The following is a 16,041-nucleotide window of genomic DNA, read 5'->3' as shown; positions in this document are numbered from 1 at the left end:
TGGTCTAATTATGAAATAACTTTTTTTAAAGCTCGTTCACTGGGTTTTCCTAATATTTTCCGTAATTCTACCTCAGTTGAAATAATCGATTTTATTTCCTTACTCTCTATTCCCACTAATACCGACCCCTTTTTTCTTTATTTTCCCAAAATTCAATATGAATATTGTATAATAAAATTTGCAGAAAGGGGAATTAAAATGACAGAGTGGTTAACGATATTTGATTCTGAAAGAAATACACTTGGGAAAAAATTACGTGATGAAGTGCATCGTGACGGTGATTGGCACGAAACATTTCATTGTTGGTTTGTAGAAAAAGATGCTGAAGATATGTTTTTATATTTCCAATTACGCTCTAAAAATAAGAAAGAAGCTCCACTTATATGGGATATTACTTCAGCTGGACACATTATGCATGATGAAGATGTACAAATTGGCGGTCTTCGTGAAATTGAAGAAGAATTAGGACTTTCCTTTCAAACGACCGATTTAGCATACAAGGGCATCTTTACAATAGATTATGAAATTTCAAATCTTACGGATCGTGAGTTTTGTCATATGTATTTTCACAATGTCATAAATCCACTTCCATTTGCACCAGGTGAAGAAGTAGACGATGTGATGAAAGTACATGTAACTTCTTTTCTACAGCTATTAAAAAGAGAGATTTCATCTTTTACAGCTATTTCTGTTTTAAGCAATAACCCGATAACGATAACTTTTGATGATATTTATCCATATGATCTTGCATACTATGAATTTGTTGTTGAACAAGGAAAAGAATTATTTAAAAATAATAGTTTGTAAATAAACTAGGACTCCTAGCATCATAATGCATGGAGTCCTAGTTTTTCATTATTGTTCAAGTATTTTTAATCTACTCTCTACTTGTATAACTAAACAAAAGATTAATAACAGCATAATCACCATAATTGCTATTATTGTATGTGGATATCTAAACAGTATACTAATAACACTTCAAATTAACATCATGGTACATCCATTTTGCTTCATCACTTCCGCACTATACCTATTACCCGCATCCCATAATTCCTTATTTTTCATAGATCGTTTCGTACGATAACCATATGCCGCATTAATATCGGTTGGTGGATTTTTTTCAAGAATAATTGCCGCAAGTATAAATATAATGCCTATCAAAATACTCATTCCTATGTTTATTAGTGCATACATCAATTATATCCCCTCCTAACCTACACCTTCCTTATACGACACAATCCTGTTTTTCCTAATTTATAACACATTCATTTTCTTTCTTTTGATGTCTGGAACATACTTGGAAGTGTTACAAAACGTGCCCCTTTCGTTTTTAACTGAGGAATGATTTTGTCTATTGCATCTACAGATCCTTGTAAATGCCCACCTGGTGTTGAATGCTGAAGGATGACACTGCCAGGAAATGAATTACCTAACACATTATTTGTAATTGTTTCAGCGCTTACGCCTTGCCAATCAACTGTATCAACACTCCACTGTACAATCATAAAATTTTGCTCTGTCGCCCACTTCAATTGTTCTTCAAGTATTTCACCGTACGGCGGACGTATAAACTTCGGTGCATAACCAGCTAAACGATTTAATATTTCTTCTGTTTTTATAATTTGATTACGATACTCAGCATCATTTACCTTCGCTAAATTTGGATGGCTATACGTATGATTACCAATTACATGCCCTTCATTCGCAATACGCTTTACGACATTCGGAAACTTTTCTGCGTTTTCACCAAGTAAGAAAAAAGTAGCTTTTACATTATGTTGTTTTAACTTATCTAATATTTTTGGCGTAAATTCTAAATCCGGCCCGTCATCAAATGTAAGTGCGACTTCCGCTTTATTGTACGGTCCTGAAAATGCGTACGCATATTTTTCGACCCACGAAAATGGTGTCCACGACCCACGCTCATATGCTTTCATTTGTACTTCATAGTTTTGAGGGATATATGCGTATGGCAATGAACTTATATAGTCTCCATAATAAAATGAGTGATATGGCATATAGGCGTACGAAACATCTCGTTCTAGTCCCCATTGATATGGGGCAACCATTTCTGACGAATAAAAATAATACATAATAAAAACCTCCCTAAAATTTCATATGTGATTCATCTGCACTTTGTTAGAGAAATTGTTATTCATAAACAAAAATAAGACTGTCCGTAATTAGGACAGTCTTACTGCTGACTATTATTAATAAATTGATGTACTATCTTTCGGTAAAGCTTTCACATATTTTAAATAACTTGTCACTCTGTCATCATCACCTTGCGGGTACGGATATCCATAAGCGTTAGCAATTTCGTTCGCCACTTCCCTAAATAAATTACCCATGACAAAGAATGATTCCCATATGTTTTCATATTCTGCATTAGAAAATGTCCTTTTAAATTGTTCCCACATATCTCCTTCAAAATATTGCTCAAAATGCTTTCCAAATTTACCTGCATTAACTGTAAAGTCTGTTTTCATACCAATATGCCATTCTAGCATTACGATGAACATATCTCGCACCGGACCATCAAGCATTCCTTTCGCATAAGAAATCTCTTCTCTCCATAGCCCTTTTGCCACATTTATACTACACCACCAAAATTCATTACAGCAATCTAAAAACTCTTTTTCTGTAGGCTTTTTTATTAAGTAGTCTTTATCGCTTGCTGGTGGAAATTCAATAATACAATTATCTTTATCCAGAAGCAGTTCACTTAAACTATCTTGTCCAACGAACTTATTTATCAAATCAACTGGAACTAACGTTAAATCGATTCGGTTCCCATCCATAAACTGCATTAAATACGGAAATTTCCCGTCTTCATCCGCTGGAACTAATAACATTTCTTCTGGCATTTGTACAATCATTATTTCTCCAAATCCACGTATCCAATTATGATTAGATGTAAAGGAATGTATATCATGTACAACATACATAATATCATAGTCTTGAAAACAGTCTCTCTTTACATTTGGATTTACACGCGATCCATTCATGATGACAGCTCGAATTCTTTCATCCTCTTTTGCTGTATTCATAATTAAGTCTAGCATTTCTTTTTCAGTTCTCATCTATTCCTAACCTCCAATTTTTATATATACTTATATTTTTATGTGTGTTGGAGGTCCACGAGCTAGCTGTGTTGTACACGATACATGTTATAATTTTCCGAATTTCTTTTTCATCTTTTTATTTCCTTCCGTTATTCTTTTACGACTGCGATTACAAATCCAACGTAGCCTTTACTTCCGACAGTTTGAAGCGCTATACACTTACTTCCGCAGATATTAATTCTTAGAAACGGAATATTCCTTTTTAAAGTTGCTTATCATTTACATTAGATTATACATAGCATTTCGTTTCATGTAAAAATAAAGAAGGGACATCTATTCCATTACAGAATAAATATCCCTTCTTTAATTTATACATGTATCCCTTACGGATTAGTAGACCAAAGTCCAGCTGATTTAATAAATGTACGTTTATTTAATTTCAGCTGCGCTACGATAAACTCTGCAATATCTTCTGCTTGCATTACTTTATCTGGATTTCCATCAGTTAATCCTAAATCTACAGCCATATCAGTTGCTACTGTACTTGGTGTTAAAGCTGTTACACGAATGTTATGCTTACGAACTTCCATCGCTAACGATTCTGTTAAGCCAAGAACACCAAATTTAGAAGCACTATATGCACTTGTTACAGGTGCACCTTTTTGTCCTGCTGTAGATGAAATATTAATAATATCACCAGATTGTTGTTCAATCATACTTGGTAAAGCTGCACGAGTAGCATAGTATACACCCATTAAGTTTACTTGAATGATTTTTTCCCAATCAGCAACGTCTAATTCTAAAAACTTACCGAACTTAGAAATACCAGCATTGTTAATTAAAATATCGATAGATCCTAAACCATTTTTTAACGTTTCAATTGCAGTAGTCACTTCTTCGTATGAAGATACATCAGCAGTTGCAATAACAGCTTTTACGCCTTCTGCTTCTACTTCTTTCGCTACAGCTTTTAAGTTTTCTTCTGAACGAGCTAAAAGACCTACATTTACGCCCTCTTTCGCTAATGCGATCGCTACAGCACGACCAATCCCTCTACCTGCTCCTGTAATTAAAGCATTTTTTCCTTGTAATAATTCTGCCAAGTATAACACTCCTTAATCATCTCAGTTATGTATTATATTAAAATTGTATCTATGTTTATGTAAAAAGGCAATGATGCACTTTCATGTGCGTAGGTTACTTGTAGGTAACTACAGAAAGTTTTTATTTATAATTCTCATGTTTTTTTCCATAATTCATGTAAAATAGAACTAAATTCCACATAGGAGAGTGTTTATGTATGAAAAGAAAAAAATGGTACTTGCTACTAACTGCAGTCGGACTATGTATCATATTTTTGGCTATGTACTTTATATTTGGTAATCCGCTACATTATAAAGTAATAGAAAAAGATACTAACGCATATCTCCATACTATAAAAGGATATAACCAAAAAGAAATACAAAGCATAACCGGAAAATATACTCCTCTTTATACTATCGGCTATTATGCAGAAGTCGTATATAAAGACGAACCTTATTTTACATACTCTTATACATACGATAATAATAATAAAATAATACAAGATAACGGCATTTTAGGAAGACATACTGAGTCCTTTGAAAATCTTAATTTAAACTGGTCATTGTTTGACGAGTTAGTAGACGGTATTCATACAAACATGCAAGAAAGAGGTTTAAGTGAAAAGAAAGATTATTCTATACGCCTTGTACAATTTGTTGATATCGATGATGATAAAAACGGTGCAGAAGCATACGTTGACTTTAAGAAAGATAAAGAATCAGATTATTCATACCGTATGAACAATGAAGGAAAAGCTTATCAATACAGTTGCAGTAATGGGAAATGTATTTTTAAAGAAAAATAGTGTTAGAAGGTTCCCCTTCTAACACTATTCCTCTTCATAATTCGGAATACGTACAATAAATTCCGTACCACTCCCTTCCTCACTCTCAACTTTTATTTCTCCTCGATGAAGATCGAGTACTTTTTTCACAATCGCTAAACCTAAGCCACTTCCTCCATAAGCACGATTTCGTGAAGAGTCAGCTTTATAAAAACGTTCAAAAATATGTTGTTTCTGTTCTTCAGATATCCCAATTCCCGAATCACGAATACGCACTTCCACTAATGTCTCGTATTCTTTTAACTGGATTGTAATCGTGCCACCACTTGGAGTAAATTTAATACTATTATGAATTAAATTAATCCACACTTGACTCATACTTTCTTGATCGGCAGTTATATGCACTTTTTCTAAATCAAGGTCTAATTCAATTTCTTTTTCATCCCAAAGCGGTTCACTATTTAATACAATTTGTTTTAACTGTTGATCTAATCTATAAGTTACTCTTTCTGGTGTATACTCTTCTGATTCTAAAAGAGTTAGCTTCAGTAAATTTTGACTTAGTTTAGATAATCTCGTCGTTTCCGTTTCAATAATGGTAAGGTAATGTTTTCTTTTTCGCTCAGGAAGATTAGTATCTTGTAGCGCTCTAGCAAATCCTTTTATAGAAGTTAATGGTGACTGTATTTCATGAGAAACATTCGATACAAATTCCTGGCGCATTTTTTCCATCGCATTCAGTTCATCTGTCATATCATTTATACTTTTTACGAGCACACCAATTTCCCCATCATATTTCTCTTCATTTCGTATTTTTACGGAGAAGTCCCCTTTTGCAATTTTTTGTATCGGTTCAATAATAGTCCAAATCATCGCCTCGCGTTTTGGTCTCATCAATATTCCAATCAATGTCCAAATAAGGATAATAAATACAAAACCGACCATATCACTAATTAGAAAGGCAACAAACGGCGATACGTTTACGTCAAAAGCATTCAATATACTAGTTGCTACGTAAAAAGCGATAGACCAAATTATAGTGAGAAAAGAAAAGAGCGCTATTATCGCTCCCGTTACTTTCAACATCTTCAGCTTACTCATTTGTTTTCTTTTTCTCATTTACTTACCTCTAGGCGATACCCTAAACCTCTTATCGTTTTAATACTGAACTTCGACTTCTCCTCTTGAAACTTCTCACGTAGCCGATTAATATGAACGTCTAGTGTACGTTCATTCCCTTCAAAATCATATCCCCATACATCTTCAATTAATTGCTCTCTTGAACAAGTTCTGCCTGCTTTAGAACCTAAAGTAAAGAGCAATTCGAATTCTTTTAGCGGTAACGTAACTGTTTGTTCTCCAGCTGTAACTTCAAATGTTTTACGATTTAATAATACATTTCCAACTTGGATCGATTGCGACACTGTAATTTGGTAACGTTTCAGTAACGCCTTTACTCTCACTACTAATTCTATCGGATCAAATGGTTTTACAAGGTAATCATCTGTGCCAAGGTGAAATCCCTTTACTTTTTGAGACGTTTCCCCTTTGGCAGTTAGCATCAAAATCGGGATATCATAGTATTTTCTTAATTCAAAACATACATCAAACCCATCCATATTTGGCATCATGATATCAAGAATAACCATATCAACTTTCACTTCGTCTATTTTCCGAAGAGCATCTAATCCATCAATTGCCTCATATGTCTGAAAGCCTTCCCGCTCTAAAAATACAGAAACGAGTTCTCTAATATGCGGATCGTCATCTACTATTAAGATGTTAGGTATCAAAGGAACCATCTCCTTTCTAATTGCCATCCATTATAAAATTTTTAAAAATGAATCATCAGCGGAGTACAAGCCCCACTAATGATTCATTTTATAATGCGCCCTCTTTAATTTTCAATTGTTGCGTTGCAAATTCGTGATACATATCATGTGTGCGTAACAATTCATCATGTGTACCACTTCCTGTAAGATTCCCTTTTTCTATAAAGATAATTTTATCCGCATCTACAACAGTAGAAAGTCTATGTGCAATAACTAACGTTGTTCGGCCTTTCATTAAGTTATTTAACGCTTTTTGAACGACAGACTCAGATTTACTATCTAAGCTTGAAGTTGCCTCATCGAGCATAAGAATTTGCGGATTTCGAAGTAACGCTCGAGCAATCGCAATTCGCTGTCTTTGTCCCCCAGAAAGCTTCACACCGCGTTCTCCAACTTCTGTTGCATAACCGTTTGGTAAGTCATGAATAAATGCATCAACATATGCCATTGCAGCTACTTTTTCAATTTCTTCATCCGTCACTTCGCCCTCGACACCATAACAAATATTATCACGAATCGTTCCATCAATTAACGGACTATCTTGTGATACGTAACCGATTTGACGTCGCCATGACTCTAATGTATAACTCGTAATTGATTCTTTTCCTAATTTAATGGTACCACTAGTTGGCTCATAAAAACGTTCCAGTAATGAGAATAACGTTGTTTTCCCACTACCACATGGTCCTACAATCGCTGTCACTTTTCCAGATTCAATTGTGAAATCAATATTCTTCAACACTTTCTCTTCTTCGTTGTACTCAAAATGTACATGTTCAAGAACAATCGGCTGCTTAGCATTTGTGACCTTCACACCAGTTTCATGATCTTCTACCTCATATTCTAAAATTGTATTAATTCTTTCCGTTGCACCAATTGCCTTTTGGAATTGTGTAAAGAACATAGATAGTTGACTCATTGGCATTATAATTTGAACTAAATATAAAATGAACGCTACTAGTTCCCCAGTTGTTAATGCACCGCTAGAAACTCGCATTCCACCATATCCTACGATAATAACAAGCAATGCCATTAAAACAAACGACATAACTGGTGAAATTAACGCTTGCACTTTTCCCTCTTTCAAACCAAATTGCAATAACTTTTGTATACCTGTATTACCCGTTTCATATTCTCTTTTTTCTGTATTTGAAGATTTCACTAAACGAATTTCTGATAACACTTGCGTTAACACACTTGTAAAAGATGCCGTTTCATCTTGAAGCGCTTTTGAAATCTTATACATTTTTCGTCCTAGTGGAACTAAAATCAGTACTGATAATGGAATAACTGTTAAAAGTAAAAGTGTCATTTTCCAATCTAAAACAAATAATACAATTAATGATCCGACGATTGAAATACCGCCTGTTAGTAAGTTTGACAAATGCTCAGAAATTAATGTCTTCACAACACCTGTATCATTTGTCATGCGGCTAATTGTATCTCCTGTTCTATTTTGATCATAATAAGATACTGGCAATATAAGTACCTTTTTCCACAAACGTTCTCTCAGTCCAGCTACAATCTTCTGTCCTATATAATTTAATAAATATATAGACAATCCTGCAGCTATAGTTTGCATAATAAAGAATGCAACTAATCCAACAATTTGTCCTGTACTAATTGAGGAAAGTGAAAAATTATCTACTAGCCCTTTCGTTAACATCGGAATAAATAAACTTGCTCCCGTAGAAAGCAAACTCATTAATAACGCAAAAACAAGAATCCCTTTCGGAGGCTTTGTATCTTGAATAAGGCGTAAAAACTGCCTCCAATTTCCTTTTTTCTTTATTTCATCTCTAACTTCCATTCATGTTCATCTCCTCGTGTTAAACCAAACTGTTCTTTCTAAAAATAGAATACGATACAAATGTAAACTGAATGTAAACACACTTTTTCTATTTTTACAAAATATACATACAAACGCATCTTTACAACAGATATAAATATCTGATATTATTACCTGGTACTTAATATTATTCTATGTAAATTATAAATAACTAATTTACAATACTATATAAATCTCCCGTTATTGAAAGGAGTATCCTTTTTGCAAACAAATATACATTCCGAAAAGGAAACAATCATTTTTATTCATGGATTAGTCGGCAATCGTCGCGCTTTCAAAAAAGAGCATAAGCGATTTTCCGCCTCCTACAACATTATTACTTATGACTTATTAGGTCACGGCGATGATAAAGGAGAAGCTATTGAATTTTCATTACAGCGCCTTGTAGATCAACTATTGAAATTATATGAAAAAGAAGGTATTGAAAAAGCACATATTTGCGCTCTAAGTTATGGCTGTTATATCTCTACAATTTTTGCACAAATGCACCCAGAAAAAGTATTAAGCATTTGTCATATTGGTGGACATTATAATAATCCATCCCTTTTATATAACGTATTTCAAAAGTTTTGGGAGAAGCGAGGAGACGATTACTCTAAATGGCTCTCTCAATATGCGAATACCATTTTTCCAAGTGGCATACTAAAGGCAAATCCGTTCGCGGTCATTTCCAGAAATATTTATTACCGATTCGGATTGCAATTACATTCATCCATTATTGCCCAATCATTACGACATCGGTTAGAATTCGATTTAAAATCTAAATTAAAATCACTTCCCCACCCTATATTATGGGTAATGGGTGAACATGATCATCTCTATAAATCTTGTCTTTTTGATTTAAAGTCCATTCTTCCTAACGTTTTATATAAAGAAATACCGTTAGCGGGACATGCAGCAAACTTATTTCGTCCGAACTACTTTCATGACCTATACGCTCGATTTTTAAACGGGAAGTTACAGTAAAAACTACTACATTCCCAATTTATCCAACTATAAAAAGGCTTCCCAAGTTTCCCTGGAAAGCCTTTTCTCTATACGAAAAGTATATAAACTACTTTTTCTTAGTATGCTTTTGTGTAACCTAACATGTGCTTGCTCCAGTAAGAGTTGCTTACAGAACTAATACGTACACCAGTTGCATCAGTTTCTGCACTAATGAACTGACCGTTTCCTAAGTAAACACCCATGTGAGAAGGACCTGATTTATAAGTATTTTGGAAGTATACTAAATCACCTGGTTGTGGATTGCTAGTTTTTGTTTTAGAGCTCCAGTATCCAGCAACTGTTTGACGAGCACCTTTATGACCAGTTTGATTTAATACGTAGTGAATGAATCCACTGCAGTCAAAACCAGCAGGTGTTGTACCAGCAGTTCTGTATGGTGAACCATTTAAAGATCTAGCGAATCCAGCGATTGAAGATGTATTTCCACCAGTTGTTGGTTTTTGTACATCTTTACCTGGTTGTTGAACGTTATTTGTAACGTTATTGTTATTTGTAACGTTATTTACTCCGCCTTTTACAAACTTAACGAAGTCTGCACTTACGTAACCTGTGCGGCCGTTATGGTTAATTTTGTACCAACCATTTTCAGCGCCAGTAACGTTTAATACTTTACCGTTTGTTACGCCACCGATTACAGCGTTGTATGTAGCTGGGCCCGTACGTACTTTTAAAGCACCAGTGTTAACAACATAAGAACCACCAGTTTGAACTGTAGTAGTATTGTTGTTGTTTGTAGTTGGTTGTTGTGTTTGGTTAGATACAGCAGAACCACCTTTTGTTACGAAGTCTTTGCTTACGTATCCAGTTCCACCATTGAAGTTGATTTTAAACCAATCTTGTACTTCACCAACAACTTGTACTGTTTTACCTTTATTTACAGATCCTAATACTGTATGAGATGTACTTGGGCCTGTACGTACATTAAGTGAAGAAACGTTTACTGTGTAAGTACCAGTTCCTTGTTGAACAGTAGTTCCTGTTTTACCACCAGTCGTTACGAAGTCACCACTTACATAACCAGTTTGACCGTTTACAGTTACTTTGAACCAACCGTTTTCTTGTCCAATTACTTGTAGTACTTGACCTGATTTCACTTTAGAAATCACGTTATGTCCTGTACCAGCACCTGAACGAACATTTAATACATCAGCAGTTACTGTGTATTTTAAGTCAGATTTTGTTTCTACAGTTTTTGTTTCAGTTACAGTCGTTTGATTTTGAGTTTGATTTTGTCCATTAATTTCTTTTAGCGCCTCGTTTGAAACTTGTGCCTGAGCAGAATCCATACCTGGAACTGCAACACCCACTACTGAAGCTGCTGCTAAACCTGCAATTACTTTTTTCATAAGTTGTCTTTACTTCCTTTCCCTACTATCCTCTTAAAAAAACTTATAAACTTAATACATTACAATATTATCAAAGTAAAATATTCATTAAGTTCCATTTTTTAACAAGAGTTTTATTTTTCACACAGAGTTCATTTTAAACGAATGAAGTGAATTCCGTGTGAACTTCATGTGAACTTTACCATTAAACTTACTGTTTTTGCAATGCTTTTTTCAAATTCCATATGTATTTCATTGAAAATTCGACATTTCATTCATTATCTTAATATATATTTTCCTATCCACTCCGAAAAACTCTATTAAGCTAATACAACGCAAAGAATGTACTTCCTAGTAAGATTCCTTCCATGAAGCGTACTCTTATCATGACAAAAAATGCTTTTTTTATCAATAGTATAATATTTTCTGAAAGCTATTTTTGATACTGTCTATCGCTTTTAAAACTTTTGACGATTTGTAAGATTTAACTTCAAAAATTCTGTTCTAATTTGACGAAATTATATATTCCACTCACTATTTTCCGCTATATATGGAATTTTAAGGGTATTTATATTATTATATATACAGTGGTGCCTTAATCCATACATGTATTATCCACCCTACCCGGAAACCAATCGAACTTTTACAGGTCGGTATTCTCCACATATCATTGAATTTTGATATGGAAGCCTTATTGCCTGCAAATATTGGGATTAAAGAAGGAGGTATATATTTATGAAAAACATAATAGATGATCCTATAAATAAAAATATAGAACTGTACTATGCTTTTTTTCAATTCGTTTCAATTATTACCTTACAAAAAATATCAACTATTGAAACACGTAAAAACGAATTAAAAGATCAGATGAAAAATTCCTATCAAAAAAATCCTTATTACTTATAAAAGGTGAACAGGTTGTATCCCTGTTCACCTTTTATCGTTCCTACATTATTTATAAATTTTCACACGGTTTTCTAAAGGTTGGTATTCTTTTTCACCTGCAGATACCACTGGTTTACCAAACGGCATTTGCGCAGTAAGTTTCCAGTTTTCTGGAACTTCCCATTCTTTTCTCACTTCTTCATCAATTAATGGATTGTAATGCTGCAATGTAGCACCAAACCCTTCAATTTCTAAAGCTGTCCAAATTGCAAATTGTAACATTCCTGAGGATTGCTGAGACCAAGTTGGAAAGTTATCTTTGTATAATGCGAAGTTTTCTTGCAGCTGTTCCACCACTTGACTATCTTCGAAGTATAGAACCGTTCCATAACCACTTTTAAATGCATTCATTTTTTCTTCAGTAGGTGCAAAGTTATTTTCAGGTACAATTTTTCGTAACGTTTCTTTCGTAATATCCCATAACTTATCATGTTGTTCTCCTAGCAAAACCACAACACGAGCGCTCTGAGAATTAAAAGCTGAAGGTGTATGTTTTACAGCATGATAAATCACTTCTTGAATTTTCTCATCAGAAACCACTTGCTCTTTACTAATCGCGTAAATAGATCTTCTGTCTTCAATTGCTGAGTAAAAATCTTTTGCCATCATAATTCCCTCCAATTTTCATTTAAGGCTTTTTCATATGTACACATCATATTCTGCCTCTTAAAACTTATCATTAATAAGTTTCTAACTTTATACTATCAACAAACAATAATAAACTCAAATAATAACACTCACATTTTTTACCTTTTTATTTCCTAATGCTAAAAATAAAAAGGCAATTTATTGTTACCTATAATAAGTAACAACAAATTGCCTTTCTTAATATAATGATCTAACTCAATATTTTACTTAATTAACTAAGCCAAATGCATAAGACATTAGCTTGTTCGTCTCTGTAAAACGCTTCGTTTTACCTTTCGTTCCCATTACAACAGTAATAATACGAGTATCACCTTGTTTGGCTGTACCCGTAAAACAATACCCCGCGCTATCTGTAAACCCTGTTTTTAATCCGTCTATTCCTTCTATATATAAAGCTTTATTATTTTTATTTAACATATCATTTGTACTTATAACATTAATATTATTAAATGCTAACTGACTTTGACGTAAATGAGTCACTTCTAATAATTCTGGATAATCTTTTATGAGATGATACGCCAAGTTTGCTACATCAGCAGCTGTCATCTTCGTCTCACTTCCATCAGGTTCTTGTAGTCCTGATGCATTTGCGAATTTAGCATACTCCGACATTTTTAACTGCTTTGCTTTTTCATTCATAATCTGAACGAAATCTTTCTCTGTTTTTGCCATATGTTCTGCTAAAGCCACAGCCGCATTATTTGCTGATTCAATCATTAATGCATGGTACAAATCCTTAACAGTTAATGTGTCATTCACTTGAACTGGGATTCTTGCACCTTCTGTTTGTGCCGCTTTCGCACTCATTTTCACCGGATCTTCCCAGCGAATTTTCCCATTGTGTACATTTTCTAATAGAAGATACGCTGTCATCATCTTAGACATACTTGCTGGCGCAAAAGCTTCATTCTCATTATGTTGATAAATAATATCCCCATTACTCGCATCGATAATCATAGCTGCTTTTGCATCAATTTCCGGTGGTATGTACTTTGGTGGGACTACTTTTTCAGCTAATCCTGTTTTAGGTAGTTCGGCCACCTGTAAAGGTTGTCCCTCTATATTTGTTGCACTCTTTTGAGTTCCTTGGAATAAGAACCAACATATCCCTAAAATAATGACTACTAGGATCGTCACTCTTCCCCATTTTAACCGCTTCATTTCAAAACTCCTTTAGCAAACCTTTTATACACTCACGTTTAACCATAACAATAATTACTTTATATCGTCAAGGTAAAAAGCATATTTATTCATCTCATACATTTATGTTACACTAATAATACCGAAATATGAGAATATTCAATGATAATTATTAGGAATTTATAATTCAATAGAAAGGATTCTTACAATGCTACTTCCTAAACCTTTAAAATACGGAGACACAATCGGCATTTATTCACCCTCTTCACCAGCAACCTATACTTCTCCAAAAAGATTTGAACGAGCAAAATCTTACTTACAACAGAAAGGATTTCACATATTAGAAGGTTCACTAACAGGTCGATATGATTATTATCGTTCTGGCAGTATACAAGATCGTGCTGAGGAACTGAATGCTTTAATAAGAAATCCTAATGTATCTTGTATTATGTCAACAATTGGTGGTATGAATTCTAATTCATTATTACCTTATATTGATTATAACGCTTTTCAAAATAACCCTAAAATAATGATTGGTTATTCAGATGCAACAGCTTTATTATTAGGGATTTATGCAAAAACAGGAATCCCTACATTTTACGGTCCCGCACTTATTCCCTCCTTTGGAGAATTTGAGCCTTTTGTAGATGATACATACAACTATTTTGCAGAAACATTATTAAATGATCAATCACTTCCTTACAACATAAAACAACCGTTATTTTGGTCAGATGAATTGATCAATTGGGAAGAGAAGACGAAAGATAAAGAGCTTAGACCGAATAATTGGATTTCCGTAACAAATGGACAAGCTACTGGGCGGGTTATTGGCGGCAACTTAAATACAATACAAGGAATTTGGGGCAGCTCTTATATGCCATGTATTCAAGAGGGCGATATTCTATTTATTGAGGATAGCTCAAAAGATGCAGCTACTATTGAAAGAAGCTTTTCATTACTTAAAATTAACGGTGTATTTGACAAAGTTTCAGGGATTATTCTTGGAAAACATGAGCAATTTGATGATTGTGGTACAAAGCGCAAACCTTACGAAATACTTTTAGAAGTACTGCAAAACCAAAGAATCCCTTTACTAGCTGACTTCGATTGTTGTCATACTCATCCGATGATCACTATGCCGATAGGTGTTCAAGTGAACATGGATGTAACCAATAAAACAATAAACATTTTAGAAAAATGGAAGATATAAAGTGAAACTTTAATCAGCCCTCACCAATTGGGCTATCCGGCAAATAGCGGGATAAAAAACGCTTATACTATAGGAAGAAAATATAATGGACTTTTCCATTAGAAAACATAAAAAAGCTCCGTTATTACAACCGGAGCTTTTCATTATTGCCCTAAATTTTGTATTTTATCTTTCAAACCTCGAACTTGATCTACCGTCTGCATAAGCTCAGAGTTTTTAAATTGCTCCACATCCACTTTCCCTTCTTCTATCTTTGTCATCGCCGTATCAATTAACGTATTTAACTTCTCGTTATATCCGACGATTTGTTGATGAAGATCCTTTGCTACATCAGGTGGCGTTAATTCATTGAATGCGGGTATATCTTGTTTAATTTCACTAAGCTTCGTTTCTAATTCTTTTCGAGCCTCGCTATCATTAACGGCCTTTTCTGCTAATGCTGGTGCATCATTTGCAAATGCACTTATTTCATTTACATAGTCTGTTGCTTTTTGCGCATAATCTATGGAGTTCTTTCCTTCCTCTACTAGTGAACATCCCATTAATCCAATTGAGACTATACATGCTAATAAAATTGATTTTATTTTCATTTTAGGCTCCCTTCGTCTTTATAATTGTCTGCAATTTTCTCTATCATAACTTCTAGCTAAATAACTTAAAACCTTTTTTCAAATAACTAATTATCCTCTTACATGCCCGATTATAGTTACAACATCTATTTCTATATGTACGCTAATAATATCTTCAATTATATCCATATATCCTTGTCCTATAGCTGTTCCATAGTGTAATGTAAGCCCCTTCTTTTCATACACTGACTTTGGCACTGAAAAAATAAATCTCCTCAAGTTCCTTTCATCAGCTGGTTCCATAATTAAAACAATCCCATCCTCATCAAACATATACGCTCGCCCTCCAACTTTACATTCACTATGGCTCAGTATTGCCTTGGTCAGCAAAATTTAAAACATAATAAATTAAGATACATTCTGCTTTATCATAAAGTGAAACTTTAATCAGCCCTCACAAATCGGTTTTTTACTGACAGCGAGTCCCCAACCTAACTTCTTTGCTTTCGCTGAATTTTGAGGCGAGGTTTTACTGCCCGGCAAATAGCGGGATAAAAATAAAAAGCATTCATTCTTTTTTATT

The 16,041-nt window shown here is 34.0% G+C and carries 16 protein-coding genes and 2 pseudogenes; 5 read left to right on the top strand and 13 right to left on the bottom strand.

The annotated features are described in order from the left end of the window. Positions 1 to 11: 11 nt before the first annotated feature. Positions 12 to 116 (bottom strand): annotated as a pseudogene (locus KI369_RS19380) (pyridoxamine 5'-phosphate oxidase family protein); the annotation flags it as partial. 82 nt (positions 117 to 198) lie between these two features. Here KI369_RS19380 and KI369_RS19375 point away from each other — a divergent pair. Next, on the top strand, positions 199 to 807 hold the full coding sequence (locus tag KI369_RS19375) for an NUDIX hydrolase (protein WP_212957032.1): 609 nt from the start codon (positions 199 to 201) through the stop codon (positions 805 to 807). Between the two features lie 48 nt (positions 808 to 855). Here the strand turns inward: KI369_RS19375 and KI369_RS19370 are convergent. The 4 genes and pseudogenes from KI369_RS19370 to KI369_RS19355 form a co-directional block, all read right to left on the bottom strand. Next, a pseudogene (locus KI369_RS19370) lies at positions 856 to 1,194 on the bottom strand (SdpI family protein). A gap of 71 nt (positions 1,195 to 1,265) precedes the next feature. Continuing rightward, positions 1,266 to 2,093 (bottom strand): peptidoglycan-N-acetylglucosamine deacetylase, encoded by an 828-nt coding sequence (locus tag KI369_RS19365; RefSeq protein ID WP_212957031.1) that lies wholly within the window; start codon positions 2,091 to 2,093, stop codon positions 1,266 to 1,268. A gap of 117 nt (positions 2,094 to 2,210) precedes the next feature. Continuing rightward, complete coding sequence (locus tag KI369_RS19360) at positions 2,211 to 3,083, bottom strand: aminoglycoside 6-adenylyltransferase (RefSeq protein ID WP_212957030.1); 873 nt, start codon at positions 3,081 to 3,083, stop codon at positions 2,211 to 2,213. A gap of 365 nt (positions 3,084 to 3,448) precedes the next feature. After that, positions 3,449 to 4,168 carry a 3-ketoacyl-ACP reductase gene (locus KI369_RS19355; RefSeq protein WP_000818985.1) on the bottom strand — a complete coding sequence of 240 codons (720 nt, stop codon included), beginning with the start codon at positions 4,166 to 4,168 and terminating at the stop codon, positions 3,449 to 3,451. A 197-nt stretch (positions 4,169 to 4,365) separates the two neighbouring features. Between KI369_RS19355 and KI369_RS19350 the strand changes: the two genes are divergently transcribed. Next, positions 4,366 to 4,953 carry a DUF3139 domain-containing protein gene (locus KI369_RS19350; RefSeq protein ID WP_212957029.1) on the top strand — a complete coding sequence of 196 codons (588 nt, stop codon included), beginning with the start codon at positions 4,366 to 4,368 and terminating at the stop codon, positions 4,951 to 4,953. A 24-nt stretch (positions 4,954 to 4,977) separates the two neighbouring features. Here the strand turns inward: KI369_RS19350 and hitS are convergent, their stop codons facing one another. From hitS to KI369_RS19335, 3 genes are all read right to left on the bottom strand, one after another. Beyond that, a complete protein-coding gene (gene hitS, locus KI369_RS19345) occupies positions 4,978 to 6,051 on the bottom strand; it encodes an envelope stress sensor histidine kinase HitS (protein WP_212957028.1) in 1,074 nt (357 codons plus the stop codon). Continuing rightward, complete coding sequence (hitR, locus tag KI369_RS19340) at positions 6,048 to 6,725, bottom strand: response regulator transcription factor (RefSeq protein ID WP_220775458.1); 678 nt, start codon at positions 6,723 to 6,725, stop codon at positions 6,048 to 6,050. The genes hitS and hitR overlap by 4 nt, the downstream gene beginning before the upstream one ends. A gap of 88 nt (positions 6,726 to 6,813) precedes the next feature. Beyond that, on the bottom strand, positions 6,814 to 8,574 hold the full coding sequence (locus tag KI369_RS19335; protein WP_212957026.1) for an ABC transporter ATP-binding protein: 1,761 nt from the start codon (positions 8,572 to 8,574) through the stop codon (positions 6,814 to 6,816). Positions 8,575 to 8,814: 240 nt separating this feature from the next. On the opposite strand from KI369_RS19335, the gene KI369_RS19330 reads away from it, so the two are divergent. Next, the gene (locus KI369_RS19330; RefSeq protein ID WP_212957025.1) at positions 8,815 to 9,579 is read left to right on the top strand and encodes an alpha/beta fold hydrolase; all 765 of its coding nucleotides are present in this window, start codon (positions 8,815 to 8,817) and stop codon (positions 9,577 to 9,579) included. A gap of 98 nt (positions 9,580 to 9,677) precedes the next feature. Here KI369_RS19330 and entFM read toward each other — a convergent pair whose 3' ends face one another. Beyond that, the gene (gene entFM, locus KI369_RS19325; RefSeq protein ID WP_212957024.1) at positions 9,678 to 10,967 is read right to left on the bottom strand and encodes an enterotoxin EntFM; all 1,290 of its coding nucleotides are present in this window, start codon (positions 10,965 to 10,967) and stop codon (positions 9,678 to 9,680) included. Between the two features lie 714 nt (positions 10,968 to 11,681). Between entFM and KI369_RS19320 the strand changes: the two genes are divergently transcribed. Next, positions 11,682 to 11,852 carry a hypothetical protein gene (locus KI369_RS19320; RefSeq protein WP_000789341.1) on the top strand — a complete coding sequence of 57 codons (171 nt, stop codon included), beginning with the start codon at positions 11,682 to 11,684 and terminating at the stop codon, positions 11,850 to 11,852. A 45-nt stretch (positions 11,853 to 11,897) separates the two neighbouring features. Here KI369_RS19320 and KI369_RS19315 read toward each other — a convergent pair whose 3' ends face one another. Together KI369_RS19315 and KI369_RS19310 are read right to left on the bottom strand one after the other, a co-directional pair. Then, positions 11,898 to 12,500 carry a nitroreductase family protein gene (locus KI369_RS19315; RefSeq protein WP_212957023.1) on the bottom strand — a complete coding sequence of 201 codons (603 nt, stop codon included), beginning with the start codon at positions 12,498 to 12,500 and terminating at the stop codon, positions 11,898 to 11,900. A gap of 246 nt (positions 12,501 to 12,746) precedes the next feature. Further along, entirely contained in the window at positions 12,747 to 13,700 is a 954-nt protein-coding gene (locus tag KI369_RS19310) for a D-alanyl-D-alanine carboxypeptidase family protein (protein ID WP_212957022.1), read from the bottom strand. A gap of 187 nt (positions 13,701 to 13,887) precedes the next feature. Between KI369_RS19310 and KI369_RS19305 the strand changes: the two genes are divergently transcribed. Beyond that, positions 13,888 to 14,889, top strand: a complete 1,002-nt coding sequence (locus KI369_RS19305; RefSeq protein ID WP_212957021.1) for a S66 family peptidase — start codon at positions 13,888 to 13,890, stop codon at positions 14,887 to 14,889. A 143-nt stretch (positions 14,890 to 15,032) separates the two neighbouring features. On the opposite strand, the gene KI369_RS19300 is transcribed toward KI369_RS19305, so the two are convergent. Next, the gene (locus tag KI369_RS19300; RefSeq protein ID WP_212957020.1) at positions 15,033 to 15,479 is read right to left on the bottom strand and encodes a DUF6376 family protein; all 447 of its coding nucleotides are present in this window, start codon (positions 15,477 to 15,479) and stop codon (positions 15,033 to 15,035) included. 90 nt (positions 15,480 to 15,569) lie between these two features. Further along, the gene (locus KI369_RS19295; RefSeq protein ID WP_000459099.1) at positions 15,570 to 15,791 is read right to left on the bottom strand and encodes a hypothetical protein; all 222 of its coding nucleotides are present in this window, start codon (positions 15,789 to 15,791) and stop codon (positions 15,570 to 15,572) included. Between the last annotated feature and the right edge of the window lie 250 nt (positions 15,792 to 16,041).

The organism is Bacillus sanguinis (assembly GCF_018332475.1).
Taxonomy (GTDB): domain Bacteria; phylum Bacillota; class Bacilli; order Bacillales; family Bacillaceae_G; genus Bacillus_A; species Bacillus_A sanguinis.
This window is presented reverse-complemented; position numbering and strand designations above follow the sequence as displayed.

Bases quoted from the DNA above. Each gene is read 5' to 3' on its own strand.
- KI369_RS19375 (WP_212957032.1), top strand. From the start codon at position 199: ATGACAGAGTGGTTAACGATATTTGATTCTGAAAGAAATACACTTGGG.
- KI369_RS19365 (WP_212957031.1), bottom strand. From the start codon at position 2,093: ATGTATTATTTTTATTCGTCAGAAATGGTTGCCCCATATCAATGGGGA.
- KI369_RS19360 (WP_212957030.1), bottom strand. From the start codon at position 3,083: ATGAGAACTGAAAAAGAAATGCTAGACTTAATTATGAATACAGCAAAA.
- KI369_RS19350 (WP_212957029.1), top strand. From the start codon at position 4,366: ATGAAAAGAAAAAAATGGTACTTGCTACTAACTGCAGTCGGACTATGT.
- hitS (WP_212957028.1), bottom strand. From the start codon at position 6,051: ATGAGAAAAAGAAAACAAATGAGTAAGCTGAAGATGTTGAAAGTAACG.
- KI369_RS19335 (WP_212957026.1), bottom strand. From the start codon at position 8,574: ATGGAAGTTAGAGATGAAATAAAGAAAAAAGGAAATTGGAGGCAGTTT.
- entFM (WP_212957024.1), bottom strand. From the start codon at position 10,967: ATGAAAAAAGTAATTGCAGGTTTAGCAGCAGCTTCAGTAGTGGGTGTT.
- KI369_RS19320 (WP_000789341.1), top strand. From the start codon at position 11,682: ATGAAAAACATAATAGATGATCCTATAAATAAAAATATAGAACTGTAC.
- KI369_RS19315 (WP_212957023.1), bottom strand. From the start codon at position 12,500: ATGATGGCAAAAGATTTTTACTCAGCAATTGAAGACAGAAGATCTATT.
- KI369_RS19310 (WP_212957022.1), bottom strand. From the start codon at position 13,700: ATGAAGCGGTTAAAATGGGGAAGAGTGACGATCCTAGTAGTCATTATT.
- KI369_RS19305 (WP_212957021.1), top strand. From the start codon at position 13,888: ATGCTACTTCCTAAACCTTTAAAATACGGAGACACAATCGGCATTTAT.
- KI369_RS19300 (WP_212957020.1), bottom strand. From the start codon at position 15,479: ATGAAAATAAAATCAATTTTATTAGCATGTATAGTCTCAATTGGATTA.
- KI369_RS19295 (WP_000459099.1), bottom strand. From the start codon at position 15,791: ATGTTTGATGAGGATGGGATTGTTTTAATTATGGAACCAGCTGATGAA.